This window comes from Coleofasciculus sp. H7-2, assembly GCF_042747725.1.
GTDB lineage: Bacteria > Cyanobacteriota > Cyanobacteriia > Cyanobacteriales > FACHB-T130 > FACHB-T130.
Window position 1 is genome coordinate 28,394 of the sequence record NZ_JBHZGO010000023.1, and the last position, 24,762, is coordinate 53,155.

Sequence of the window (24,762 nt, forward strand, 5' to 3'; positions counted from 1 at the left end):
TCGGCTAAACTACGCGATCGCTCGCGTCTATCCAACAGCAAGCTTGCTAGTTGTTCTTAAGCAATAGCAGATGAGGCACGATCGAAGTAGCTAGCTACTTCAGACATCAGCTGGCTACAGTCGCCCTTGGTGATGCCATTGGGGTCATTGGCGATTTTGAGCGCAGCTTCTTTCATCTTTTGCACGCCAGCAGCGGTGGAGCCACCGGGTACACCCAGAGCTTGGTAGGTTTCGCGCAGACCGTTCAAACAGCGGTCATCCAGAACGCTTGAATCACCAGCAATCGTGGCATAGGTGACATAGCGCAGGATAATTTCCATGTCGCGGAGGCAAGCTGCCATCCGACGGTTGGTGTATGCGTTTCCACCTGGTTGAATCAGTTGAGGCTGCTCTTCAAACAAAGCACGAGCGGCGTTGGCAACGATGCTGGAAGCATTGCTGGTGATGCGGTTGACGGTATCCAACCGCTTGCTGCCATCTTTGACAACATTGGTCAGGGCATCAAGCTGTTCAATGCTCAGGAATTCACCCCGGGCATCAGCCTGAGAAACAACCTTGGCGAATGCATCTAACATGAACTCAATCTCCTACTGATTTGGTCGAGTGTGGTTTTTTAAAACGTCGATATTTGTCAAGCAGAGCTACTTCAATCTATTGAATCAGCTCTAGGATGGGTCAACTCCAGACATTAGCCTAAACACGCTTTTAAGTCGCTCTCCCATTCCTTCTGTTACTTTACCGTGCAATCAACTAGTTTTCACAGAAATATGAGAAAAGTCCGTGCTTTTATGAGAGATTCGCAACCTTGATAAATCCGTGTTTTGTTTAACTTTTGTCTGTTATTGATCCCTCCGGTTATTTTTATACAACGCCTTTGTAGCTTTGTTTTTTAAGATTTATTAAGCTATTTAAACAGGAAGAAAAAAATTCCAAACCCTTTACCAACAAGGATTGTAGTTTTTTATTTCCACATGAGTTGTTACATTAATTCAAGTATTTATACTTATGAATTCAAGTAGGAGTGCTTTTATATTTTCTTAATATTTGCTTAAGATATAGACATGACAAGGAATTCGGGTTCTAGATTGCAAAATCTCTCCATATAGTTTTGTATAGATATATAAAGTAAGTTGAGCGATTTATTAGGGATCTGAGGGTAGAGAAGAGTTTTGAGTTGGCGATCGCTCCTGACTTGCACGCCCTATTGTCTACTCCTTGAGGGCATAAAACCTCAAGGAGCGTACAAAAGACTAGGTAGAGGCAACCCTTGAATTGAGGTTGCCTCTACCCACAGATGTGAGCCTACACCCAGAGCTGACCAAAGCGACTGAGAGCGCTCGACGACAGGCTTGAGTTAGCGCCAAACAAGATGAGGGTGCCATAATCCAGTTGGTCAGATACAAGAGCGACTTTCGTCTGTAGGCGGGAATTTTTACCGCCAAACTGAGCGTTATCACTGTTACCACTGCCTCGATAAACCGCAAACATTAGGTTGAATCTGACATCTTCAGGACTTACGCAAAGCTTATACATATAGCATTTTTTCGGGTTCAATCCCCCTGTGGTTGCCCAAGAGATGTCGCGCAAGTTGCGTAAGTCCTGATCTTGCACCATTCTCAACAAGCCGCCAATCCCGCCCGGAACTCAAGTTCCGGGCTAACAGAATCAAGTCCACGTTTCATGGACTGAAATTCTTCCCCAGTCCACGAAACGTGGACTTGAGCTATAAGCTGTGGGGTTTGAACCCCTAGCGGGTTATTGCAACTGGTGTAATATCTCAGTTGAATCCAACCGTTTTCATCCCTGGTATTGACTGAAATCCCCAGTAATTAAGGAACGGTATCACTACCAAAGGCATTGTTGTATTCAGGGCTGTCAATGTAAGAATCGATCTCAGCATCGTAGCCTTTAGAGGCGTAAAGGTCTACGTGGTAGGCAATCTCCGACCGAGCGATTTTATGATTAATTTACACGAAAATAAATTAAGCAAATTTAGATTATCGCCGTGTTTTATTGTGAAACAAAGCTTCTGACATGACTCGGCAACCGATTGCGTTACATTCTGAAAATTTTATTGATTTGTCTTCATAAATTTTTGCAACCAATGACGCGGGTGAAGATTCTGGGAAAGTCAGTTATATCAACAACTTTTGGCTTCACCTCCTCGCCGCTTTCGGGTATTTTTGGGCAATAGATTTGTAAGGGTATGTAAACAAGATTAAAGATGATGTATTAATTTTTTCCATCAAAAGAGCCAAATCGTCGTCGGAGAACTTCCAGCAGGGTGGTGAAGGTCTGAGGCAAAGGGGCGATCGCTTCTAGCAACTCCCCAGTTACCGGATGCTGCAATCGGAGCCGCCAAGCGTGCAGTGCTTGACCCGGTAGATTGACGCCGACTGAGTGACCAGAACTGTAAACGGGATCTCCCACAATGGGATGACCGATGTGGGCGCTGTGGACGCGAATTTGGTGGGTGCGACCCGTTTCAAGTTGGAAAAGCATCAGCGTGTGGTGTCCCAGGCGTTCCTGCACCCGCCAGTGAGTCATCGCCGCTCGTCCTCCCTTCTCTGGAGGTACGACAGCCATTTTTTTGCGATCGCCCGAATGACGACCGATAGGCTGGTCAATCGTGCCGCACTCAGTCCGGGGCGAACCGTAGACGACGCCGAGATATTCCCGACGTGCGGTTTTGGCTTTTAGTTGAGCTTGCAGGTGTTGATGGGCTTGGTCGGTTTTGGCAACAACCATCGCCCCCGTTGTATCCTTGTCAAGACGATGGACAATTCCCGGACGTTGCACTCCGCCAATTTCCGCGAGAGGACAGTGGGCTAAAAGAGCATTGACGAGAGTGCCTGCTTCGTGTCCTGCTGCTGGGTGAACGACTAAACCAGCCGGTTTGTTGATGATAATCAGGGAATCATCTTCATAAAGAACATCTAAAGGGATTTCTTCTGGTTGGAGGTCTAGCGGTTGCACTTCTGGAATCGTTAAAGATAGGCGATCGCCCATTTGCATGGTTGCTTTCTTGGACGTACAGACGGTGCCGTTAAGAACCAAGTTGCCTTCTTCGATAAGTTTCTGGATGCGAGAACGGGATAAATCTGGTAGTTGTTGGGAAAGATAGCGGTCAATGCGACTGCCTGTTTCTTGAACTTCGAGGGAGATTGAATGGGGGGAATTCACGAATTCACTGTTTAAGTTGGAGAACCGCTTGACTAACGCTCCAGGACGTAGAGAAAGAGAAAGAGGAAGAAAGGTTAGTGACGGCGGCGCGATCGCATTTTTGCGCGAGTAAGAAGACTTGTTTCTTAAGAGTAGCAGTGTAATTACTGCATCCTACCCGAAACGAATCAACTTTATCTTCCTAACTTCCAATCTTCCCCGCCTGGTAATTGACTCAATTCCTCACTGATAACGTCGCGCAATGCCTTCGCTGAATGGGAATATGTCAAATTTAGAAGTTTATTCGCTGCGACAATAATCTGCATTCTATCTACCATTTCTTGGAGTTTAAAGGGAGTATAATTTCCATTGAAAACTTCCACGCTTGCCGCAAAAATAGCATCTTCAAAACCATTTTCTAGATGAAATGCCCATTCATCCCAGTTGATATAGTATGAAGTTTTATTTTCTTTAAGATTCAAAGCTTGAATCTTCAGAAGCGAATCTCGAATAGAAGCTGCCCAAGAATTAGTTAAACGCTGCTCAATTTGATTTTTTATCAAGTGAACAAGCATTCTACTGAGAAAAGTCTCAATATTCTGCAAGATAGCTTTTTTGCTCATCCCTTCCAACTCATCCACTAGGGACAAAGCATCTTCATATCTTCCTTCTAGAATGAAAGCTCTTAAGTCCGTGAGTTCTTGAGTCATTGTCAACTGACCCCACTTGTATAGCGCTTGCATTGTGTGATAAGCGGGTATAGACCCGGCTATTTACTATCGTAAGGAGAAGCGATCGCTCTTGAGAAAAGTGCAAAGAGCGATCGCATCCTTAACTTATACACAAAATCCTACTAAATTCGGGGAACTTCTACTCTGGTTTCAGCCGGGTTGCTGCAATGTTTGAGGAATCTGTTGTTGCAGAAATGGTTTAACTTTAGTGGGTGGACTTGACCCTCGATAAGCGCCACAATAATACATACTTAGAACCGCTTTGAATGCCCAATGATTCGACGGCACATCTGAGAAAGGATTTGGTAAAGTATCGGCTTGGTCTTGGGCACAGGCTTCCAAAACTGGATCTGAAGTCGGTTGCTCTGGAGATGAGGGCGTTGTGGACTCGTGCGGTTCGGGATTCTGCGCTTTAGCTGGAGCCACGAAGCCAATGGTGGCAAGGAGTATAACTGTTGCGATTTTGAGTTTCATAGTCTGCGAGGAACAACTGTACGGGCAGCTTTCTATTAAAGTTGCCCCTCCTCAAAACTAACAATTACTAGCGTTGCATTGGCTGTTCCAATTTGTAGATAAACCCTGATTTTCCTATTCCATTGACTTTGTGACTAAAAACTTTTTGGCTACAGCGTTCGGCGCACGAGATCGGCTAAACGTTCGGCACTGTCAGGAACTGCTAGGGTAGCAGCTTTTTGAGCCATTTGTTGTAGCTGTTCGGGCGACTGCAATAAATTCAATACCTTACTTTCTAGTAACTGAGGCGTCAGTTCTGACTGCCGGAACACCAAACCAGCGCCCGCTGAGTTAAAAATTGCCGCATTGTAGACTTGATGATCTTCGGCGGCGAAGGGGTAGGGAATGAGAATGGCTGGGGTTTGCGTAACGGCAAGTTCGGTTAATGTCCCAGCGCCAGCGCGGCTAATTGCCAGGTTCGTCCGTTGCAAGAGTGCCGCCATGTTGTCATAAAACGGCATGGAAAAATACTGAGGATGCTGGAAACTTTGGGCATCAGGGTCATTATCGCCCGTCAGATGGACAATCCAGGCACCGGCATTCAACCAAGCTGGGGCGCACTCGCGGACTATTTGATTGACGGCAACAGCGCCCTGAGAGCCACCGACGACCGCAATCAAGGGCACGTCTTCAGGAATCGGCAACTCCAGCTTTTGGGGGGCGCGAAACTGGGCGCGAACCGGGGTGCCAGTGTATGCGGTTCCGGCGCGGGGTAGGTAATGCGCTCCATATTCAAACCCCAGCGCCACGCTACTACACCACGGACTCAACCAGCGAGTCACTTTGCCGGGGAGGGCGTTGGATTCGTGCAAAATCACTGCGACTCCAATCGATCGCGCTGCAATAATCGCCGGTGCGGCAATGTAACCGCCAGTGCTGAATACACCCTGAAAATTCTTGTCTTTGAGTAGCTGGCGTACCTGTCGGATGGAACCCGTCAGTCGCAGCAGAATGCCCAATGTCCCCAGTCCAAACCCTTGTTGAAACCCTTCCACCTCAATGGTGTTGAGGGGATATTGAGCTGGAACCAACTGGGTTTCCAGGCGGTTCGGGACACCTAGCCACTCAATTTCATAGTCTGGCAGTTGCTCGGCTAGGGCGATCGCGGGAAATAAATGTCCCCCAGTCCCACTCGCCGCAATTAACAATCGTTTCGGTTCATTTGCCAAAGTTTCTATCTCCTACTGGCTGTCCTGGCTCGGATAAGATTAAAAATCAGTTATAAATTAGCCAATAGAGCATCCAGGATTTCTACTCTTTAGCACGTCTGTTGCTCGACACGGTTTCCTTTATCCAATTATTCAAACACGTCTGTGATGCGTAACCAGATAACTCCTTCTGCCAGCTTGTTCCAGTCTCTCATCAAGCAAAAGGCGAAAATTTTTGCCTTGATAATTTTTACGTCCCTGCTTTATCCAAACACTGTTCGGGCAGCGAGTCCAGAAACAGCACCCGCCGAGCTAAAAAATTCCCTCACGCAAATTGATGCGGCTGCCAATCGTCAGGATGTCAATGCGGTGATGCAGTTCTATAGCCAGAATTTTACCCATTCTGATGGCTTAAATCGTCAGAGTCTGCAACAGACTTTAACTCAACTCTGGAAGCGCTACCCAAACCTGAATTATCGTACAGAACTCAAATCTTGGGAAAAGGAAGGCGATGCGCTGGTTGTGGAGACAGTGACTCAGATTACTGGCACCCAGCAAATGGATGGCAAAAATATGAAGTTTGAGTCCGCCTTGCGATCGCGCCAGCGTTTTCAAGGTCAAAAAATTGTCCAGCAGGAGATTCTGGGAGAGCGTACTCAGATGACCGCAGGCGTAAAGCCTCCCACGGTGGACATGAAGTTACCGGAGCAGGTTCGCATTGGTCAATCCTATAGCCTTGATGCTATCGTCCAAGAACCCCTAGGTGACGATTTAATGTTGGGAGCAGCTGTGGAAGAACCCGTGCGGAGCGATCGTTTTGTCAAATCCGCGCCGGTGGATCTGGAGTTACTGTCATCGGGTGGAATTTTTAAGGTAGGTCGCGCCCCCCTTACAAAAGGTAATTATTGGGTATCAACAGTTTTAATCCGCGAACAAGGTATGACAACAGTCACTCAGCGCCTGCGGGTTGTAGAAGGCGCTCGCCCCTCCAAATAGTTTTGAGTTCAGGACTTACGCAACTTGCGCGACATAGTAAGGGCAACCACAAGGGGATTGAACCGACAAGAACGCTATATAGTATAAGCTTTGCGTAAGTCCTGGAGTTGTAGAGACGCGATTAATCGCGTCTGAAGTTTGAGTTTTTAATTAAGATTAAAAACTCAAACTTCAGAATTTATAGCAATCTTGTTTGATTTGTCAGAAATATTTTTTACAAATCGCAAAGCACAAGGGAGAAAGAAAAAGAAGAGAATTTTACGAATCACTTAGGCTTGCTATAGAATTAATTAAAGCTAATGATTTCTATCAAAGACAAAATCGTTGTAATTACTGGCGCTAGCAGTGGGATTGGCGCTGCCTGTGCCAAGGTGTTTGCCCAAGCGGGTGCCAAACTGATCTTAGTGGCTCGACGCCAAGAGCGGTTGCAGGAACTAGCAGATGAACTTAGCAAATTTTCTTGTCAGTTGCATCTGTTATCGCTAGATGTGCGCGATCGCGCTTCTGTTGAATCTGCCTTTTCTTCTCTCTCAAATGCTTGGTCTGATGTGGATATTTTAATTAACAATGCCGGTCTTAGCCGGGGGTTAAATAAACTCCACGAAGGCAACATTCAAGACTGGGAAGAAATGATCGATACCAATATCAAAGGCTTACTTTATTGCACCCGCTATCTAGTGCCAGGAATGGTAAATCGGGGTAAAGGTCATGTGGTGAATCTTGGCTCCATTGCCGGTCATCAAACCTATCCAGGTGGCAATGTCTACTGTGCTTCTAAAGCCGCCGTGAAATCTCTCAACGAAGGTTTAAAGCAAGACCTTCTAGGAACGCCCGTGCGAGTCACTTCAGTAGATCCTGGGTTAGTTGAAACAGAATTTAGTCAAGTGCGATTTCATGGAGATAGCGATCGCGCTCAAAAAGTTTACCAAGGTTTAACACCTTTAACGCCAGAAGATATTGCCGATGTAATATTTTTCTGCGTCACCAGACCCGCTCACGTTAATATCAGCGAGGTACTTTTAGTACCCACCGATCAAGCCACTGCTACGCTAGTTAATCGACGAGTTTAAGGTTAATTTGGTCTTTTTAAACGCTCTCGGTTCGCAAAGACTATCTTTCCTCTGCGAACCGAGAGCGTAAACCTTCGCGTACCGAGAGCATTTAAACTTTTTCAGCTACACTTCCACAGTTTCTTTACTCTTCAGTGGCACGTAATAATCGCCGTTGGCGTCAATTCCTACCTTTCCAATTACCTCGTCGCCTGTAATCAATCTTGCCCCACGTTTGCGAGTCCAATAGTTCCAACCCCACTGGAGCATCACGATGAGTTTATTATCAAACTCAATTAAGAAGTAAATGTGAACAAACACCCAAGTGAGCCAAGCGAACAAACCGGAAAACTTCACATAACCCAAATCTACTACCGCAGCATTCCGCCCGATGACTGCCATACTTCCTCGGTCAACATACTGGAAGGGTGCCATACTGTAACCGGCAATCCGCTGTTTGATCAGGTTGGCAACATATTCCCCTTCCTGCATCGCCACGGGTGCAACACCCGGTAGTGGTTTCTCGTTTTGATGAGAAAAACTTGCCAAGTCGCCCACCACAAAGATATTAGGATGTCCTGATATACTCAAGTCAGACTCGACGATAACCCGCCCCACGCGGTCGATTGCAGCGCCGGTGCGTTCTGCCAGAACTTTTCCCATTGGTGAAGCTTTGATTCCAGCCGCCCATAAGGTAGTTCTCGCTGGAATTTGTTCGATTTTATCGCCTTGTTTTGTGGTGACAATATTATCTGCAATATTCGTCACGAGGGTCTTTGTCTGCACGGTGACGCCTAAGCGCTGGAGAGAGGCTTCTGCTTTTGCGGATAACTCTGGTGCGTAGGGAGGTAGGATGCGATCCATTCCTTCCAGCAATAAAATTTTGGCTTCAGCGGTGTCAATGTTGCGGAAATCTCGCTTGAGGGTGCTGTAAGCGAGTTCGGCGATCGCTCCCGCTAATTCTACCCCCGTCGGTCCTCCGCCGATGATCGCAAACGTCAACCAGGCACGCCGTTTTTCGGGATTGGTTTCCTTTTCTGCCGCTTCAAACGCCATAAAAATCCGACGCCGCATTTCCAGGGCATCTTCAACTGTTTTCAATCCTGGCGCTACGGTTGCCCAATGCTCATTGCCAAAGTAAAAATGGCTCACACCTGTGGCAACAATTAACGTGTCGTATATTAGTTCTTCGCCACTAAGGATGACTTTTCGCTGTTGTGGATCGATATCCTTCACCTCTCCCATCAGCACTTTAGTATTTTTGCTGTCGCTGAGTACCGCACGCAGGGGAGATGAAATATCTGCTGGGGATAGAGTTCCAGTGGCGACTTGATAAAGGAGTGGCTGAAACAAATGAAAGTTACGTTTATCGACCAGTGTCACATGGACAGGTGCGCCGCTCAATGCCTTGGCAGCATAAAGTCCGCCAAAGCCGCCACCGACAATCACAACATGGTGAGGAGACTGATTTTCCACTGCTTCTACCATAAAATTGACATCCTTTGTTTTATGTTGCCCGTGGCTACCGTTGAACTAACATTTCTTTACCAACTGGCGATGCTTTCGTTACAGATGTTCATATTAGCTTAGTGTGCCAGGGTCGAAATAGGCGTAGCGACGGCTACAGGTAGATTGTTGTGCGAGGATAAGTCTGCCGTAAAAGGTATTCAGCACAGGCTTAAGCCAATGCTTGGGAATGGCGAGATCGCATTAAGAATCAAAAAAGACGCGATCGCCCTTTTGCCTTGCCACTCTAAACTCGAATATTCACATTGTCTAAATTACCGATTCATTGCTTCCAGAGCGTTTTCCAAAATTTCAGGACTTACGCAACATCACCACATAGTAAGGGCACCCACAAGGGGATTGCCCGTACAAACGCTATATGTATAAGCTTTGCGTAAGTCCTGATTTTTCCCACATCAATTTTTATCAGTTTATGAAAGGATTTAGTCAGCCTTTTGATCGAACGCTCTATGCTTTTTGAGGCAGAACATTTTTGGTGTTAGATGCGATACAAGGATTACAGTGGAGGTGGAGGTGTAAGTTCAATGTTTGCAGTTGTCACGCCAGAGAAAATCCAGTTACCCCCAGGAGCAATAGTGCGCCTACTTGCCAGTTGGCAAGACTATCAAGCACTAACTCAGCAACTAGGCGATCGCTCGATTCCTCGTATCAAGTATCGACCCGGAGAGATATTGTTAATGTCACCGCTACCCCGACACGGACGAGAAGCAAATGTGATTGCTGATGTGGTCAAAGTTTTATTGGATCACTTGGGGCGAGACTATGAGGCTTTTACCCCGATTACGATGGAACTGCCAGAGATTAGCGGCATTGAACCAGACTACTGCTTTTATATCGATAACTGGGCAGCAGTTGCAAGGAAAGATCGCATTAATTGGGGTGTCGAGCCATCACCCGATTTAGTAATAGAGATAGACGTAACCAGCTATACGGATGTAAACGACTACCTGCCTTATCGAGTACCGGAAGTTTGGTTATATAAAAAGAACCAACTTAAGATTTACCAATTGCAGAGCGATCGCTACACAGTTGTAACCAGCAGCCGCTATTTCCCCAATCTTAATGTTTCAGGACTGATCGCGGAGTGTTTCCGAATTGCCTACGAGCGCAATACTAGCGTTGCGATTCGGGAGTTACGACAAAAATTAGCAAGCGAGAATTAAATTAATTTCGCCTTTAGCGCGATCGCTTGTCGGGACTAAAAGAACCGTTCGATTTTCTAAAATTAGGATAACTATTTCTAGGTTGCGATCGCACGATGCAAACACCCGAAACTGAACAGACAGCGGGAAATCTGATGCAAAACCTTTATGAAACTGACTTCTACGCTTGGACTCAGGAACAAGCACTCCTCCTCCAACAGCAGCAGTGGAGCCAACTTGATCTGCCCAATTTAATCGATGAAATTGAATCATTGGGAAAACAAGAACGTGCAGAACTACGGAATCGTCTGAGTGTATTATTTGGGCATTTGTTGAAGTGGGAATATCAACAAGAACGACGCAGTCGTAGTTGGTTAGCAACGATTCGAGTACAACGGCGGGAGAGCTTAAAGTTGCTCAGAGATAACCCTAGTCTGAAGCCTTATCGTGATGAGGCTCTACAGGAAGCTTATGAGAACGGCAGGGATTTAGCATCGGGAGAAGCCAACCTGCCCTTTTCAACCTTTCCCCAAGAATGTCCTTATACGTTGGAGGAAACTTTAAGCGAAGTCTTCTATCCAGGTGAACCTGCGACAGATAAAATAATGGAATGATGGGGAGAAAAAGAGTGCGGTAGCGCCTCAGCGCTTCACTCTCCTGAAATATTCACAGTCAAGCAAGCGATCGCTTGCTTAATGGCTAACAAATAAAAAATGTTAGTGCGATCGCTCCTTCACTGTCGTCAAAACCAACTTACTACTGCTGTTACTTAATTAGTAATATTTGATGAAATTGGGTGAAGTTGTAAAAAGAGCGATCGCTACCTTGATACTTTAGCAAAGCTACTATGGAAATACTTGGAGGCACCGGAATGCAAGTCTTAACACTTACTGGCACAATTAACCCAGACGGACATCTACACCTAGATGTACCGACTCAACTGCCAGCAGGAAAGGTAGAGCTAGTTTTGGTCATTAACCCGACATCTCCAGAAAAGGCAAGTAGTCGAAAATATGATTTTTCTGATCTATCAGGCAAATTAACCTTGTCGGGCGATCCAGTCGCTATTGAGAAAGAAATGCGAAATGCGTGGTGAGCGTTACCTACTAGATACAAATGCTATCATCGCTCTACTTCAAGGGAATGAGCAGTTAACGCAACTCCTGCAAGATGCTGAATGGGTTGGTATTTCAATTATCAGTCAGATTGAGTTCTTAGCTTTTGCCGGGTTGACTGAGGCACATAGACAAGTATTCAATGAATTTTTGCACCGCGTTGAAGTTGTATGGATAGAATCAAGTCAATCATCTTTGATTGATTTGACAATTCAACTGAGACAACAGTATCGTCTTCGACTTCCCGACGCACTTATTGCCGCTACTTCAATTGAATCTGGAGCGAGTTTAGTCACAGCAGATACTCAGTTACAGAACGTCCCTGATTTAGATACTGTCGGTTTTGTATAAACGCGATCGCGCTTATTTTAATTTACCGGCAACTCGCCAAAGCGTTCCGATACTTAGCTAACAAAGACTCCATCTCTGCTACCCGTTACCGTTCCCGCTCAACCTGTTGCTGCAACCGCGAAATCACCTCTTCTTGAAAATCCCCAAGCGCTTCGCTTTATCTCTAACGCACTACCCACGATAGATGCCTCACAATAATTAACCAACGCAACCTAAAGTCAGCCGGTTTTGTCCCGGCAAGTCTGATAATTTAATTAGGTTAAAAGAAGATAAGATGCCTTGCCGTGTCAGCCTATCGCACCTTTGGTGTGCTTACGCGCGTAGGCAGGCTTGGTTTGTGTAGCCTCAGGCTTTAGCCTGTGGGTATATCTAGGCAGGATTGGTGAGATAATTATGGCGCTAATTGTCCAGAAATACGGTGGCACTTCAGTTGGTTCGGTGGAACGCATTCAGGCAGTCGCTCAGCGGGTTTTAAAAACAGCCCAGATGGGCAACTCGCTGGTTGTTGTGGTTTCGGCAATGGGTAAGACGACTGATGGATTGGTGAAATTAGCCAACCAAATCTCTACAAATCCCTGTCGTCGGGAAATGGATATGCTGCTCTCTACTGGCGAGCAAGTTTCTATCGCCCTGCTGAGTATGGCGTTGCAAGAATTGGGACAGCCAGCGGTTTCTCTCACCGGCGCACAGGTCGGAATTGTTACCGAAGCCGAACACACCCGCGCCCGGATTCTGCATATCCAGACACAGCGGATGGAACGTCACTTAGACGCCGGTAAGGTGGTTGTGGTGGCGGGTTTCCAAGGCATCACCAGCACCGAAGAGTTGGAAATTACCACCTTGGGGCGCGGCGGTTCCGATACTTCGGCGGTAGCACTGGCGGCAGCTTTACGAGCAAGCTGTTGCGAAATATACACAGATGTGCCGGGGATTTTTACGACCGATCCCCGGTTAGTGCCCCAAGCCCAGCTGATGGAGGAGATTACCTCCGATGAAATGCTGGAGTTAGCCAGCTTAGGGGCAAAGGTGCTGCATCCCCGCGCTGTGGAAATTGCCCGGAATTATGGCGTAGAGTTGGTGGTGCGTTCCAGCTGGACGGACGATCCGGGTACTAGGGTAGTTTCTCCAATGCCCAAGCCGCGATCGCTCCAAGATTTAGAAATTGCCCGTCCTGTAGATGGGGTAGAATTTGATACCGACCAAGCGAAAATAGCGCTGTTGCGGGTGCCAGATTATCCGGGCGTGGCGGCGCGGTTGTTCGGTGAAATTGCCCATCAAGCCTTAGATATTGACCTAATTATCCAGTCGATTCACGAAGGCAATACTAACGATATTGCATTTACGGTTAGCAAAAACGTTATCAATCGGGCGGAAGCTGTAGCCGCAGCGATCGCGCCCGCCCTTTGCACCCAAAATAACCCAGAACAGGGAGAAGCCGAGGTGATGGTAGACAGGCAAATTGCCAAAGTCTCGATCGCTGGTGCGGGAATGATTGGGCGTCCCGGCGTGGCGGCGCAGATGTTCGCCACACTTTCTAGTGCTGGGATCAATATTCAGATGATTTCCACCTCGGAAGTGAAAGTTAGTTGCGTCATTGATGCGGATGATGGTGATCGCGCGATCGCCCTGTTGTGCCAAACCTTCGAGGTGAACAATTCCCCAGTCCCACAAAACAGAATTTCTCCTCAGTCCTCAGTCCTCAGTCCTCAGCACTCCTCTCCCCCAGTGCGAGGTGTTGCCCTCGATTTCAATCAAGCGCGTCTCGCCATTCGCCACATCCCCGATCGTCCAGGGATGGCAGCTCAAGTGTTTGGACTCTTAGCCCAGAAAAATATCAGCGTGGATATGATTATCCAGTCCCAACGCTGTCGCGTGGTGAATGGGATCGCGACCCGCGATATTGCCTTCACCGTCGCCCAAGCAGATGCCCAAGAAGCGAAAGCAGCACTCGAAAAACTCGCACCATCTTTAGGATGCGGTGAAGTTTTGGTGGATACAGCGATCGCTAAAGTAAGTATCGTCGGTTCCGGTATGGTCGGACAACCCGGTGTCGCCGCCCGAATGTTTGAAGCGCTCTCCCAACACCAAATCAATATTCAGATGATTACAACTTCTGAAATAAAAATCAGTTGCGTCGTCGCGGAAAATCAAGGTGTCACCGCCTTACAAGCCATCCACGCCGCTTTTGGACTTGCCGGTAGCCAGAAAATCCAAGTTCCCGCTTAAATTTCTTGCAACATTTTCATAACCCCCCAATTCAGCGGGGGTTGGGAGATATCCAGCCGAAAAACTGAGCAACAAAAAACCCGTTTTCTCTAAGAAAACGGGTTTTTAAAGTTGTTGGTCATTTTACGCTAATTGATGCCTACCCCTCGATCGACTTCCTACGCAATTGCTGTTGGCTGACCAATCACGACACTGGTAATAAAGCTACTGACAGCGGCGAGAGCGATCGCACCGATGACAGCACTCCAAATCCCTTTTTCCAAACGAAAGCCAGTAATCAATCTAGCGGCTAATGTCAGTGCAATCACATTGAGAGTAAAAGAGAATAAACCCAAAGTCAGGATCTTGGCAAAAAATCCGTAGATGCCAAATGTTAGCGTATTCGGCAAGGTGAAAAATACAAAACTGATAGCTGCATTTAAAATCCCAAAAACGGCTGCCGAAATATAGCCGATTCCTGGGTTATCAATTTCAACTCCTAGTGGCAACTTGCTAATAATCAACAAACTGGAAGCTGTTACCAACCAGGTAATTAACACATCGATTAAATCCATATTTATGAACCTCCTATCCAGAAGTTGAGGCGTGAAAAAATCTTTTGATGCTCCTACCTTAAACGAACAATTGCGCCTCGACCTCTGTAAATTGGCAGAATCGTCTCTACCTCTTGGGAGCAGAATCAGTCCTTTGGGGAGCAGGAATCGGTGTCACGGGTATAGTGCCGGGAATCGTGGGATTAATCTCTGCTTGTCCCGGATTCACCGGCAATTGCGGCTGACCCAAATTATATGGGTTGGCTGATGGACTGGGTGGCGCATAGGGATTATAAGGTTGGATGGGAGCGTTGCCGGAATAGGGAGCTAAACCGGGAGTACCGGGAGCCGTAGGAACCTGCGTATTAGAGCCAGCCGCCGCTTCAGAGGCTCCGGGTAGAGTCGCTAAAGACACGCGATCGCCTCCCACATCTCGCAGCAAATCCAAAACCTGGATGACATCGTTGTAACTTGCAGTCCGAGAAGCATACAGCACCATCAATCCATTGGGATTTGTTGAGCGGTAATTCTGCAAAGACTGAGTCAGCTGATCTTTTGAATTGATCTGCTGTTGTTCCACGTAGATTTGACCAAAATCATCCAAGCTCACCATCAACATCTCTCGCATCTGCGGAGTGCCGCTACTAGCCTTGGGTAAATCTACACTAATTGCTTGCTGACGAGTGAGTTGCAAACCAGCCAACAGAAAGAACGTCAGGATACAAAAGATGACATCTATCAGCGGAATAATCTCAATTCGGGCGTCATCACCCGGAACATCCAAGTTAATCTTCATAAGTTCAAACAACAGGGGTAATTTAAAAAGTCATGAGTCCTTAGTCCCTAATTCTTCGCTACTGACTAATAACCCATGACAAATGACTAATGACGAATGACTTCTAGGATTCAGCCGTATCTGAAGTTTCTACTTTCGCCTTCATCGGATGACGATCGATACCAAGTTTGGGCCATTCCTGCCGGTACATTAACTCCAGCTCATTTCCGGCTTTACGGAAAATTTTGACTTGGTTAAACAAAAAACCTTGAAACAGTCGATAGAAGACAAGGCTGGTAATTGCGACTATCAGCCCAGCTGCCGTACTGATTAGAGATTCGCTAATCCCTAGAGTCACTCCAGCGGTTGAAGACGTTCCGAGATCGCCGAGGCGAATCCCACTCAGGGATCTGATCAATCCCAATACGGTTCCCAGCAATCCTAGTAGAGGTGCCAGGGCAATCACCGCTTCTAAGATTTTATCGCCCTGGCGCATTGAAGCTAATTCCTCGTCTGCTGCTGCCTCCAGTGCCAGCCTAAACATTTCTGGATCGGGGTCAGAGAGTCGTAAGGGAGCATATAGATAACGCCCAATCGGCTGTCTTCTAGCTTGGTGAGCAATTTCAGTGGCAACTCCCCAGTTGCGAGTTGCTGCTTCCAGCACGCGATCCACAGTTTCTCTTTCTTTGGTCAAGATTCTTGCCCAAAACCACAGGCGCTCAAAAATAGTGCCCAGAGACAGCAGCGATAAAGCCAGCAGAGGCCACATCGTTGGCCCACCCTTCTCAATCAGTTCTTGAAAAGTCACGGTCGATTTTTTCCTCCTACACTCCCCAAGCTTTTAATTTTCTTTAACAACTTGAAGCCATTCCAATTTTAGACAAGCATTGTCATTCAGTCTGAACCAAAGGGCGAGGTTCTCCCGCTGTTGTCGAATCTTCTAGTCAAACTTCGGGTGGATATCCACACCTACATAATGCTGGTAGATTTGTCAATATTAAAAATAACTGGAGGATTAAATAATGAATAATTTTTCAATCCAATCAATTTACAACTGGTATCGCAACACGATCCGCAATCCCAAGTATCGCTGGTGGGTGATTCTAGGGTCATTACTCTATCTATTCAGTCCGATTGATATTGCCCCCGACTTCTTGCCGATCATCGGATGGATTGACGATGGTGTGATTCTGACACTGCTGGTTTCCGAGGTTTCCCAAATGCTAGCTCAACGCCTCAAGTCTCGTGACGAGGAAGTGGTGGCGGAAGCGGATGTCGCAGGTGTTGGCTCAACTGCCAATTCAGACACGGTTGATGTAAAGGCTGTTCCCGTCAAGTAGTGTGTTCCACAAAAATATTAATAACCCCTCCCAGTGTTGCAGCCGTATTCGGTGGGCTGCAACACTGGGAGGGGTCTTTGTTTGTAGTAGTCGCACCCAAAAGCGATAGACTTTCGAGAGACGGACGATCTACGTCTGTACAAGAAAGAGCCAGGGCGAACGAGGGGACTTGAACCCCCGAGTGGTGGAATCACAATCCACTGCCTTAACCACTTGGCTACGCTCGCCATTTCAGATTTTTAATATAGCATTGTGCTTGCCAGTTGATCCAGTCTTTCGTCAGTTAACCTGGAACTCAGACTGCGATCGCCGTAGTCAAAGGCTACACAATAATGGTTTTAACATCCCATGAAGGGTTTACAGGTTATTACAACGATTGCGGGAGTCGCCTTGGCTGGAGTGGGTGTAGCGATGGCGCTGACCAATCCCAGTCAGGATGAGTACGAAGAATTTGCCTTACAGCAACTAACGGTGTACATAAAAGACAATGTTTGTGAAAAAGCTCCAGAAAACTTCGATAGTTTTTTGAAGCGTCAATGCAGTTTATTAGTCGAGACAGGAAGTCCGCAAGTTAAGCAGCTGATTGCCGAAACTACACATCGGCAAAATTTTATCTTCTTTAGCATTTACCGCACCGATTTGGCGGTTAGTTCGTTCTTGCCTTCTTATCATTTTGAATCGGTGGGAGCGTTCGACAATTTCTATATTTACCAGGCCGAGAAGCAATAATCTTCTTGGCGGCGAATATTTGCTTGAAGATGCGCGATCGCTCTTAAAGTGCTGAGAACCGGGTAACGCTGCGAGTTGACAGCTTTACTCAGCTATATAATAGATACGCCTTGCGATCATCTCTCTAATTGAGGATATCTTAGAGATGAACATCAACAGGGAGGGCGATCGCGGCTGCCATGATCTACTGTGTTGGCTCTGGATGTCAAAAACCCCAAAATCCTTCCGATCAAAGATTTTGTCTGTGTTGCGGGCAAGTGTTATTGCTTAAAGACCGCTATCGCCCAGTCAAACCAATCGGCAAAGGCGGTATGGGGAGAACTTTTTTGGCGGTGGATGAGCATATTCCCTCCAAACCCAGTTGTGTCATCAAGCAACTCTGCTTCCCACAGCAAGATCCAGCCAATTTTAGAAAGGTAGTTTCCTTATTTCGTCAGGAAGCGATACACCTCAATGAACTGGGGAAACATCCGCAAATTCCCTCCCTATTAGCCCACTTTGAACAGCAGCAGCAACTGTATTTAGTGCAGGAGTTGATTTCCGGACACACTCTAGCGGAGGAATTGCAGCGACGGGACATTTATAACGAAACGCAGATTTGGGAATTTTTGCAGGATTTGTTGCCAGTTTTGCAATATATCCACGAACATCGGGTAATTCACCGAGACATTAAGCCAGCGAATATTATCCGACGCACCCCCTCAACCTCCTCTTCCCCAGGAGAAAGGGAAGGTCAGTTGATCTTGATCGATTTTGGGATTGCCAAACTATTCACCGATACTGCTTTGTTCAACACCGGCACGATTGTCGGTAGCCCGGATTATATGGCACCCGAACAAACGCGGGGTAAAGCCTTTCCTTCCAGCGACCTCTACAGTCTGGGCGTCACTTGTATTTACTTGCTAACTGGCGTTCCGCCCCTGAAGATGTATGACATTATGAATAACGGGTGGGGGTGGCGCGATTTTTTGCCCAAGGAGAGAAAGGTCAGCGATCGCCTGGGTCAAATTTTGGATCGGCTGCTGCAAAATAATATTAAAGATCGCTACCAAGACGGTGTCTCTGCCTTGCAAGCGGTACAGCAGAATTTAAACCCCAGTCCTACACCCCTAGTTCCAACTCAATCTCAACGATTGGGTGGTAGTGCTTTGAATTCAGAAGTCGGAGTTGACTATACAAAATTGCGGGATTTACTCGCTAAAAAGAAATGGAAAGAAGCCGACCAAGAAACCTGGGTAGTGATGTGTCTGGTAGTCGGCAAGTCAAGCAATAACTATCTATTCAACAGCGATATTCAAAAGTTTCCTTGCGAGGATTTATGGACAATTGACCAGTTATGGATAAAGTACAGCCAGGGGCGCTTTGGCTTCAGCGTGCAAAAGCAAATTTTTCTAGAGGTTGGGGGAGAATATAGCAATTTTTGCGATCGCGTTGGCTGGTCTACCCACAACCCGTATGTTGCTGACTCTGGTTTAAAATTTAGCGACAAGGCACCCATCGGACATCTGCCATCGCGGCGGTGGGTGGGTGGTTATGAATGGTGGCGTCACGCCAGTGCAATGGCTGGGAAACTAGAACAGTGCAGTATCGCTTAGTTTTTTCTGCCTTCTCGGCTATTTTCATCCTCGGTTGAGCGATTGGAACGGTTTTAGCTAAAAAATTGGCTCATTTAAATTTGGTTTTTTGTGTCCTCCTCTGGTTATAGAAGAATCCCCCAATTAAGTCTACCTGATGAGGCAGGAATAGATTTGATACCCGATCTAAAGTATGGCTATATACCTTGATTTGTAAAAGAAAAAGAATTGCTTTTTTAGAATTTCTTTACAAAAAATCTTGGTAAACACTCAGCGATCCGGCAAATAGAGGGGAGGAATTGATTCGTGTTTTTCCATAAAAAAGAACCCATCCATACTGTTAGTATCAAAGAGCCTAATCCACGTTTTGCCCAGCTGCTGCTAGAGCAGTTTGGGGGAGCAACGGGTGAATTAACAGCCGCTTTACAGTATTGGGTGCAGTCCTTTCACTGCGAAAATCCCGGTATTCGGGATATGCTCCAAGATATTGCCATCGAAGAGTTCAGCCACTTAGAAATGGTGGGCAAACTGATCGAATCACACACCAAGAATGTCGATCAAACAGAAGCTTACAGGAGTACGCTTTTCGCTGTACGCGGCATGGGGCCACACTTTTTAGATAGCCAGGGAAGCGCTTGGACAGCGGCGTATATCAATGAAGGTGGCGATGTTGTGCGCGATCTGAGGGCAAATCTTGCCGCTGAAGCTGGGGCGCGTCAAACCTATGAGGAGTTGATCAAAATGGCTCCAGATCAAGGGACGAAAGACACCTTGGTACATTTGCTGACCCGCGAAATTTCTCATACGAAGATGTTCATGAATGCGCTTTCTTCGTTGGGTAAATTGACCGATCCTTTCTTTGGCAATATCCAGCCTGATGAAACTGTCAATCTTTACTTCAACTTGTCTACGAATGGTAAAGATGAGCGTGGGCCTTGGAACTCGGAGCCAGATTTCCAGTATATCGCCGATCCATCTGCTGAAGTTAAACAGTAAGTTAAACAGTAAACAGTCAGCGGCAGAAGTCAATTAGAAAAAATAGAGTCACTGGGAGGTGTAGTCCAGTGGCTCTATTTTTATGAATAAGTTATTAATAATATTAGAAATCTTCTAACCCTCAGCGGTGCCCAAATTGGTAAACCACCAGGATAAATTGTCAATTGGAAACGATTGATACAGAAATTGTTGCTAGAAAAGATATCAAATTGAATAAAGAAACTGCTCAAAAGCTTTTAGTTACGCTCTTGCCCAAGTCATCTGCCTATCTACTGGTCTCTCACGGAAGCCGCGACCCTCGCCCCCAAGCCGCTGTAGAACAGCTGGCAACCCTGATCTACGAGAAGGTGCGGCGGTCGGATATTGCCTGGGTGCAGGCATCTCAACCAGTTCGCCGCTTGGCTGCGCCGCCGATGCTAGAGACGCGAAATTTTGCGTTTCTACAAGAACCACTGGTAGGTACAGCAGTGCTTGAATTGGCAACCCAGCCGTTGCACGAGCAAATTCGGCAATTTGGCGATCGCGTAGCGTCTGTGAAGCAGAATCGCGCTGTTGCATCTGAGTACCACTGCATTCAGGTGTTGCCGCTATTTCTACTGCCGGGAGTTCATGTAATGGAGGATATCCCAGAAGAAGTAGCGATCGCTCAAGCCGCGTTTGGCTCTAAATTAAAACTTGACATTTGTCCTCACTTAGGGACTCACCTTGGCTTGAGTCGTCTGTTAGCCAGTCAATTCGCTTCGATAACAGCAGACGCCCGAATTCTCTTAGCTCACGGAAGCCGCCGTAGCGGGGGAAATCAGCCAGTAGAGACAATTGCAAGGACTTTGGAAGCAGTGCCTGCTTACTGGTCGGTGCCACCCAGCCTAGAGGACAGGGTGAAAGCGTTTGTTGAGGCGGGGAAGGAGAAAATCGCCATCCTGCCTTATTTTCTATTTGCTGGGGGAATTACGGATGCGATCGCTCAAACAGTTGAGCGATTATCCCAGCAGTTTCCCTCGGCAAAACTCCAGATGGCTGAACCAATCGGCGCTAGTGCGGAATTAGCGGATTTAATTTGGGATTTGAGAAGTCAATGAACCTCACACTTACAGAGAACACACAGGTAAACAGGAGAACGTGTTTGGGTAAAGTATATCTAGTGGGTGCAGGGCCGGGAGATCCCGGTTTGTTAACCCTCAAAGGGAAAGGGCTGTTGGAGTGTGCCGATGTCGTAGTTTACGACGCTCTGGTAAGTCCCCAAATTTTGGCAATGATTAATCCCCAAGCCGAAAAAATTGACGCTGGAAAGCGGATGGGGCGTCATTCCCTATTGCAGGAAGAGACGACTCAACTGTTAATTGAAAAAGCACAAACTGAGGCAATCGTGGTGCGCCTCAAAGGTGGCGATCCCTTTGTGTTTGGTCGTGGCGGCGAGGAGATGGAAGACTTAGTAAATGCGGGAGTGCCGGTGGAAGTAGTACCGGGGGTGACATCTGGGATTGCAGCACCCGCTTATGCAGGAATCCCTTTAACTCACCGCGCTTATAGCTCCTCGGTGACATTTGTTACCGGACACGAATCCGCCGGGAAGTATCGACCTGCTGTGAACTGGCAAGCGATCGCCCAGGGTTCCGAAACCATTGTCATCTACATGGGCGTTCACAACTTACCCTACATTACGGAACAACTTCAGACAGCAGGCTTAAGCCCAGAGACGCCAGTGGCGTTGGTGCGCTGGGGAACTCGACCGGAACAGGAAGAACTCATTGGCACCTTAGACACGATTGTGGCGCAAGTTGAGGCGACTGGATTTGGGGCACCCGCGATCGCCATTATTGGTGCAGTCGTGAATATGCACCAGATTCTATCAGGATGTCGTCCGCACAGATTAAGGGTTGAGGGTTGAGGAGTCAGGACTGAGGACTGAGGAGTCAGGACTGAGGACTGAGGAGTCAGGACTGAGGACTGAGGAGTCAGGACTGAGGGCTGAGGACTGAGTAAAAAGCTATAAAAAGCTATGAGTGATTAATTACTAAGTCCTGAGTTCTGACTCTGCACTCCTCACTCAGTCCTCAGTCCTCAGCACTCAGTCCTGACTCCTCACTCCTCAGTCCTAATTTATGAGCGCCGAATATTAAAGCAGCACCACTCTTGACGCCGCCAGAGGGTGGCAACAATCCAATCGTGTTGCTCTAAAGTATCGGCAATTGGTTTGGCTTGTTCCAGCAAAACGCCGCTAATAATCCCCCAAGTGCTGGGTTTAGCCATCTCTGTCATCTGCGGGATCAAATCGATAATCACCTCCGCTAGAATATTGCAAAGAATGCCATCGACCGGCTCATCTATCAGTTCCATCAAGCGCTCGATACTGCCTTGCTCCACAATCAACTGTTCGGGGCTAATTTTGTTGAGTTCTCGGTTGCTGTGAGTGGCTCGTACCGCCATCGGGTCAATATCTGCGGCATAAACTCTTTCGGCACCTAACAGCATCGCGGCAATTGAGAGAATGCCAGAACCACAACCAATATCTGCCACGACGATATCGGGGGTGCCCAACCCCAATCGCATTTCCAATGCTTCCAGACACAGCTGAGTCGTCTGATGGGTGCCGGTGCCAAAAGCGGCTCCGGGATCGAGGCGTAGGGTAAGCCGTTCCGTCTGCTCTGGAGGGGGCAACCAGGCGGGGTAGATTAATAAGCGATCGCCAACTTCTTGAGGTTGCCAGTATTGCTTCCAGCTACTTGCCCAATCCTCCTCATCAATTAAATGCCAATCCATCACCGGCATCGGCATTCCCACATTCAGCGCATCTTGACGCAGCCACAGAGACAGCGCTGCCAAATCCAATAACTGCGCTTGGAGTGCGGATAAATAACCACATACCAGGCACGAGTGTCCTTTGACCTCAATGGATGTACCGCGACAGCCAAATTTTTCCAGCCGCCAGAAGATTAAATCTTCTAAGGCTGGGTCGCAGAGAACTTGAATTTCCCACCAGGTGTTTGCCATACATCAGGACTGAGGACTGTTAGCACGCGCGGTGCGAAGCACGGGCTGAGGACTAAGGAAGGTTAGCAAAATTTCCCCACCCAAGCCGAAAATTCGCAATTGCCATACATCAGGACTGAGGACTAAGGAAGGTTAGAGCGTAGAGCTTAGGAATTACAGTAAAGAGAAATTAAAAAGAATTTACTCTTTTTGTACCTCTTTTCTTCATACTCAGTCCTCAGTCCTCAGTCCTCAGCACTTATAAAGTTACCGTATAGGCATCTCGAATGCCGGGAATCTTGAGAATTTCCGCCAAAATTCCCTCAGGTAGGGGATCGTCCAGGCTTAACACCATCACTGCATCACCGCGCACGATTTTACGACCCACCTGCATACTGGCAATATTGACATTAAAGCTGCCCAATAGGGAACCAATATTCCCAATAATTCCTGGCATATCGCGGTGCAGCGTAAACAGCATATTAGAAGTGGGGGGGACGTTGATGGGAAAATCATCAATGCTGGTGATCCGAATTTCGTTATCGCCCAACAAAGCCCCAGTAACAGAGTGTTCTCCTAGCGAACCCCTCGCCGCCAGTTGCAGCGAACCCGAATAATCTCGAATCGAGGCATCCCGCGTTTCAATCACGCGAATTCCCCGCTCCTTTGCCTCAATACTGGCATTGACGTAGTTCACTCGCTCTCGCAACGCTTGAGAGAGCAGCCCTTTGAGTGCTGCCACGATGAGAGGCTGACTTTGATTGGTTGCCAATTCTCCCTGCAAGCTGATATTCAACAACTCAATCCGTCCTCCAGCCAGTTGCCCGACTAAATGACCCAGGGTTTCCGCCAAGAGAAGATAAGGTCTGAGTTTTTCCAATACGTCAGGACGCAAGCCTGGAATATTCACTGCTGAACGCGCTGGTAGCCCCAGCAGGACATCCCGAATCTGCTCGGCAACATCAATGGCGACATTTACCTGCGCTTCTGCTGTAGAGGCTCCCAAGTGGGGAGTGAGGATGAGATTTTTCCCCAGCGATCGCAAGTCCGACTCGCCGAGAGGTTCTGTCTCAAAAACGTCCAACGCCGCCCCAGCAATTTTGCCAGCTTTCAGAGCCTCCGCCAAGGCTGTCTCATCAATAATGCCACCACGGGCACAATTGATAATCCTCGTCGTGGGTTTCATTTTAGCGATCGCTTCGGCGTTAATTAGGTGAGTCGTTTCTGGAGTTTTGGGAATGTGCAGGGTAATGTAGTCTGATTCCTGAAACAGCAAATCCAGCTCTACCAGACGACAACCTAGTTCCGAAGCCCGTTCTACCGAAATGAAGGGATCGTAAGCTAGCAGTTTCATCCCCATCGCTTTGGCAACGCTGGCGACATGGGAACCAATTTTCCCCAAACCGACAACACCCAGCGTTTTCTTGTAAACTTCAGCGCCGATAAAACTCTTGCGATCCCACTGAGTGCTTTTCACCGACTGATTGGCATCGGGGATATAACGGGAGAGCGATAGCATCATTGCCAAGGCGTGTTCTGCCGCTGCAATTGTATTGCCTTCGGGGGAATTGACCACCACAATTCCTTGTCGGGTGGCGGCTGTAACATCGACATTATCGACGCCAACTCCAGCACGACCAATGATTTTTAGCTGGGTGCCAGCTTCGATAATTTCTTTGGTGACGTGGGTTCCAGAACGAATCATCAGAGCGTCATACTCTGGCATAATTCGCACCAGTTCTTCTGGAGAAAGACCTGTTTTAATATCAACTTGGGCAACCTGGGAGAGGATGTCTATTCCAACTTGGTCTATGGGATCGGAAACAAGAACCTTGGACATGATCGGCAGGTGAGTCTAGATAAAAATTTCATCGCGACACGCACG

General features: G+C 47.4%; 25 protein-coding genes, 1 tRNA gene and 1 pseudogene. 13 read left to right on the top strand and 14 right to left on the bottom strand.

Annotated elements, in window-relative coordinates; translation table 11 throughout:
• Positions 1-56 precede the first annotated feature (56 nt).
• The 7 genes and pseudogenes from ACFW2W_RS03865 to murG form a co-directional block, all read right to left on the bottom strand.
• Positions 57-575: a phycocyanin subunit beta gene (locus tag ACFW2W_RS03865; protein ID WP_378173570.1), complete on the bottom strand. Its 519-nt coding sequence runs from the start codon at positions 573-575 to the stop codon at positions 57-59.
• Positions 576-1,302: 727 nt separating this feature from the next.
• Entirely contained in the window at positions 1,303-1,614 is a 312-nt protein-coding gene (locus ACFW2W_RS03870; RefSeq protein ID WP_378173573.1) for a hypothetical protein, read from the bottom strand.
• A gap of 166 nt (positions 1,615-1,780) precedes the next feature.
• Positions 1,781-1,949 (bottom strand): annotated as a pseudogene (locus ACFW2W_RS03875) (phycobilisome rod-core linker polypeptide); the annotation flags it as partial.
• A gap of 283 nt (positions 1,950-2,232) precedes the next feature.
• On the bottom strand, positions 2,233-3,183 hold the full coding sequence (locus ACFW2W_RS03880) for an RluA family pseudouridine synthase (RefSeq protein WP_378173575.1): 951 nt from the start codon (positions 3,181-3,183) through the stop codon (positions 2,233-2,235).
• Between the two features lie 173 nt (positions 3,184-3,356).
• Positions 3,357-3,872, bottom strand: coding sequence for a DUF29 family protein (locus tag ACFW2W_RS03885; RefSeq protein ID WP_378173578.1), 516 nt, complete (start codon positions 3,870-3,872; stop codon positions 3,357-3,359).
• Between the two features lie 171 nt (positions 3,873-4,043).
• Complete coding sequence (locus tag ACFW2W_RS03890; protein ID WP_378173581.1) at positions 4,044-4,367, bottom strand: S-layer protein; 324 nt, start codon at positions 4,365-4,367, stop codon at positions 4,044-4,046.
• Between the two features lie 149 nt (positions 4,368-4,516).
• A complete protein-coding gene (gene murG / locus ACFW2W_RS03895; protein WP_378173584.1) occupies positions 4,517-5,575 on the bottom strand; it encodes an undecaprenyldiphospho-muramoylpentapeptide beta-N-acetylglucosaminyltransferase in 1,059 nt (352 codons plus the stop codon).
• 147 nt (positions 5,576-5,722) lie between these two features.
• Here murG and ACFW2W_RS03900 point away from each other — a divergent pair, with 147 nt between their 5' ends.
• Positions 5,723-6,550, top strand: a complete 828-nt coding sequence (locus ACFW2W_RS03900; protein WP_378173587.1) for a nuclear transport factor 2 family protein — start codon at positions 5,723-5,725, stop codon at positions 6,548-6,550.
• Positions 6,551-6,849: 299 nt separating this feature from the next.
• Positions 6,850-7,620 carry an SDR family oxidoreductase gene (locus ACFW2W_RS03905; RefSeq protein ID WP_378173590.1) on the top strand — a complete coding sequence of 257 codons (771 nt, stop codon included), beginning with the start codon at positions 6,850-6,852 and terminating at the stop codon, positions 7,618-7,620.
• A 105-nt stretch (positions 7,621-7,725) separates the two neighbouring features.
• Here ACFW2W_RS03905 and ACFW2W_RS03910 read toward each other — a convergent pair whose 3' ends face one another.
• The gene (locus ACFW2W_RS03910; protein WP_378173593.1) at positions 7,726-9,087 is read right to left on the bottom strand and encodes an NAD(P)/FAD-dependent oxidoreductase; all 1,362 of its coding nucleotides are present in this window, start codon (positions 9,085-9,087) and stop codon (positions 7,726-7,728) included.
• A gap of 563 nt (positions 9,088-9,650) precedes the next feature.
• On the opposite strand from ACFW2W_RS03910, the gene ACFW2W_RS03915 reads away from it, so the two are divergent.
• The 5 genes from ACFW2W_RS03915 (at position 9,651) to ACFW2W_RS03935 (ending at position 13,960) form a co-directional block, all read left to right on the top strand.
• Positions 9,651-10,289: a Uma2 family endonuclease gene (locus tag ACFW2W_RS03915; protein ID WP_378173596.1), complete on the top strand. Its 639-nt coding sequence runs from the start codon at positions 9,651-9,653 to the stop codon at positions 10,287-10,289.
• Between the two features lie 95 nt (positions 10,290-10,384).
• Positions 10,385-10,882: a DUF29 domain-containing protein gene (locus tag ACFW2W_RS03920; protein ID WP_378173599.1), complete on the top strand. Its 498-nt coding sequence runs from the start codon at positions 10,385-10,387 to the stop codon at positions 10,880-10,882.
• A 233-nt stretch (positions 10,883-11,115) separates the two neighbouring features.
• Positions 11,116-11,364: a hypothetical protein gene (locus ACFW2W_RS03925; protein WP_378173602.1), complete on the top strand. Its 249-nt coding sequence runs from the start codon at positions 11,116-11,118 to the stop codon at positions 11,362-11,364.
• Positions 11,354-11,734: a type II toxin-antitoxin system VapC family toxin gene (locus tag ACFW2W_RS03930; RefSeq protein WP_378173605.1), complete on the top strand. Its 381-nt coding sequence runs from the start codon at positions 11,354-11,356 to the stop codon at positions 11,732-11,734. The genes ACFW2W_RS03925 and ACFW2W_RS03930 overlap by 11 nt, the downstream gene beginning before the upstream one ends.
• 393 nt (positions 11,735-12,127) lie before the next feature.
• Positions 12,128-13,960: an aspartate kinase gene (locus ACFW2W_RS03935; RefSeq protein ID WP_378173608.1), complete on the top strand. Its 1,833-nt coding sequence runs from the start codon at positions 12,128-12,130 to the stop codon at positions 13,958-13,960.
• Positions 13,961-14,118: 158 nt separating this feature from the next.
• On the opposite strand, the gene ACFW2W_RS03940 is transcribed toward ACFW2W_RS03935, so the two are convergent.
• From ACFW2W_RS03940 to ACFW2W_RS03950, 3 genes are all read right to left on the bottom strand, one after another.
• Positions 14,119-14,514, bottom strand: coding sequence for a phage holin family protein (locus ACFW2W_RS03940; protein ID WP_378173611.1), 396 nt, complete (start codon positions 14,512-14,514; stop codon positions 14,119-14,121).
• Between the two features lie 106 nt (positions 14,515-14,620).
• Positions 14,621-15,289, bottom strand: coding sequence for a biopolymer transporter ExbD (locus ACFW2W_RS03945; RefSeq protein ID WP_378173614.1), 669 nt, complete (start codon positions 15,287-15,289; stop codon positions 14,621-14,623).
• Between the two features lie 103 nt (positions 15,290-15,392).
• The gene (locus ACFW2W_RS03950; RefSeq protein WP_378173617.1) at positions 15,393-16,076 is read right to left on the bottom strand and encodes a MotA/TolQ/ExbB proton channel family protein; all 684 of its coding nucleotides are present in this window, start codon (positions 16,074-16,076) and stop codon (positions 15,393-15,395) included.
• A 214-nt stretch (positions 16,077-16,290) separates the two neighbouring features.
• Between ACFW2W_RS03950 and ACFW2W_RS03955 the strand changes: the two genes are divergently transcribed.
• A complete protein-coding gene (locus tag ACFW2W_RS03955) occupies positions 16,291-16,608 on the top strand; it encodes a YkvA family protein (protein WP_378173620.1) in 318 nt (105 codons plus the stop codon).
• A 154-nt stretch (positions 16,609-16,762) separates the two neighbouring features.
• Here the strand turns inward: ACFW2W_RS03955 and ACFW2W_RS03960 are convergent.
• Positions 16,763-16,835, bottom strand: a tRNA-His gene (locus ACFW2W_RS03960).
• Between the two features lie 121 nt (positions 16,836-16,956).
• Here ACFW2W_RS03960 and ACFW2W_RS03965 point away from each other — a divergent pair.
• The 5 genes from ACFW2W_RS03965 to cobA all read left to right on the top strand — a co-directional run bounded on the left by ACFW2W_RS03965 (position 16,957) and on the right by cobA (position 21,795).
• Positions 16,957-17,337, top strand: coding sequence for a DUF4359 domain-containing protein (locus tag ACFW2W_RS03965; protein WP_378173623.1), 381 nt, complete (start codon positions 16,957-16,959; stop codon positions 17,335-17,337).
• A 179-nt stretch (positions 17,338-17,516) separates the two neighbouring features.
• Complete coding sequence (locus ACFW2W_RS03970) at positions 17,517-18,932, top strand: GUN4 domain-containing protein (RefSeq protein ID WP_378173626.1); 1,416 nt, start codon at positions 17,517-17,519, stop codon at positions 18,930-18,932.
• A gap of 285 nt (positions 18,933-19,217) precedes the next feature.
• Entirely contained in the window at positions 19,218-19,907 is a 690-nt protein-coding gene (locus ACFW2W_RS03975; protein WP_378173629.1) for a manganese catalase family protein, read from the top strand.
• Positions 19,908-20,155: 248 nt separating this feature from the next.
• The gene (locus tag ACFW2W_RS03980) at positions 20,156-20,986 is read left to right on the top strand and encodes a sirohydrochlorin chelatase (protein ID WP_378174060.1); all 831 of its coding nucleotides are present in this window, start codon (positions 20,156-20,158) and stop codon (positions 20,984-20,986) included.
• On the top strand, positions 20,983-21,795 hold the full coding sequence (gene cobA, locus ACFW2W_RS03985; RefSeq protein WP_378173632.1) for a uroporphyrinogen-III C-methyltransferase: 813 nt from the start codon (positions 20,983-20,985) through the stop codon (positions 21,793-21,795). Before ACFW2W_RS03980 ends, cobA begins: the two co-directional genes overlap by 4 nt.
• Before the next feature lie 212 nt (positions 21,796-22,007).
• On the opposite strand, the gene prmA is transcribed toward cobA, so the two are convergent.
• On the bottom strand, positions 22,008-22,898 hold the full coding sequence (prmA, locus tag ACFW2W_RS03990; RefSeq protein WP_378173635.1) for a 50S ribosomal protein L11 methyltransferase: 891 nt from the start codon (positions 22,896-22,898) through the stop codon (positions 22,008-22,010).
• 238 nt (positions 22,899-23,136) lie between these two features.
• Entirely contained in the window at positions 23,137-24,717 is a 1,581-nt protein-coding gene (gene serA, locus ACFW2W_RS03995) for a phosphoglycerate dehydrogenase (protein WP_378173638.1), read from the bottom strand.
• Between the last annotated feature and the right edge of the window lie 45 nt (positions 24,718-24,762).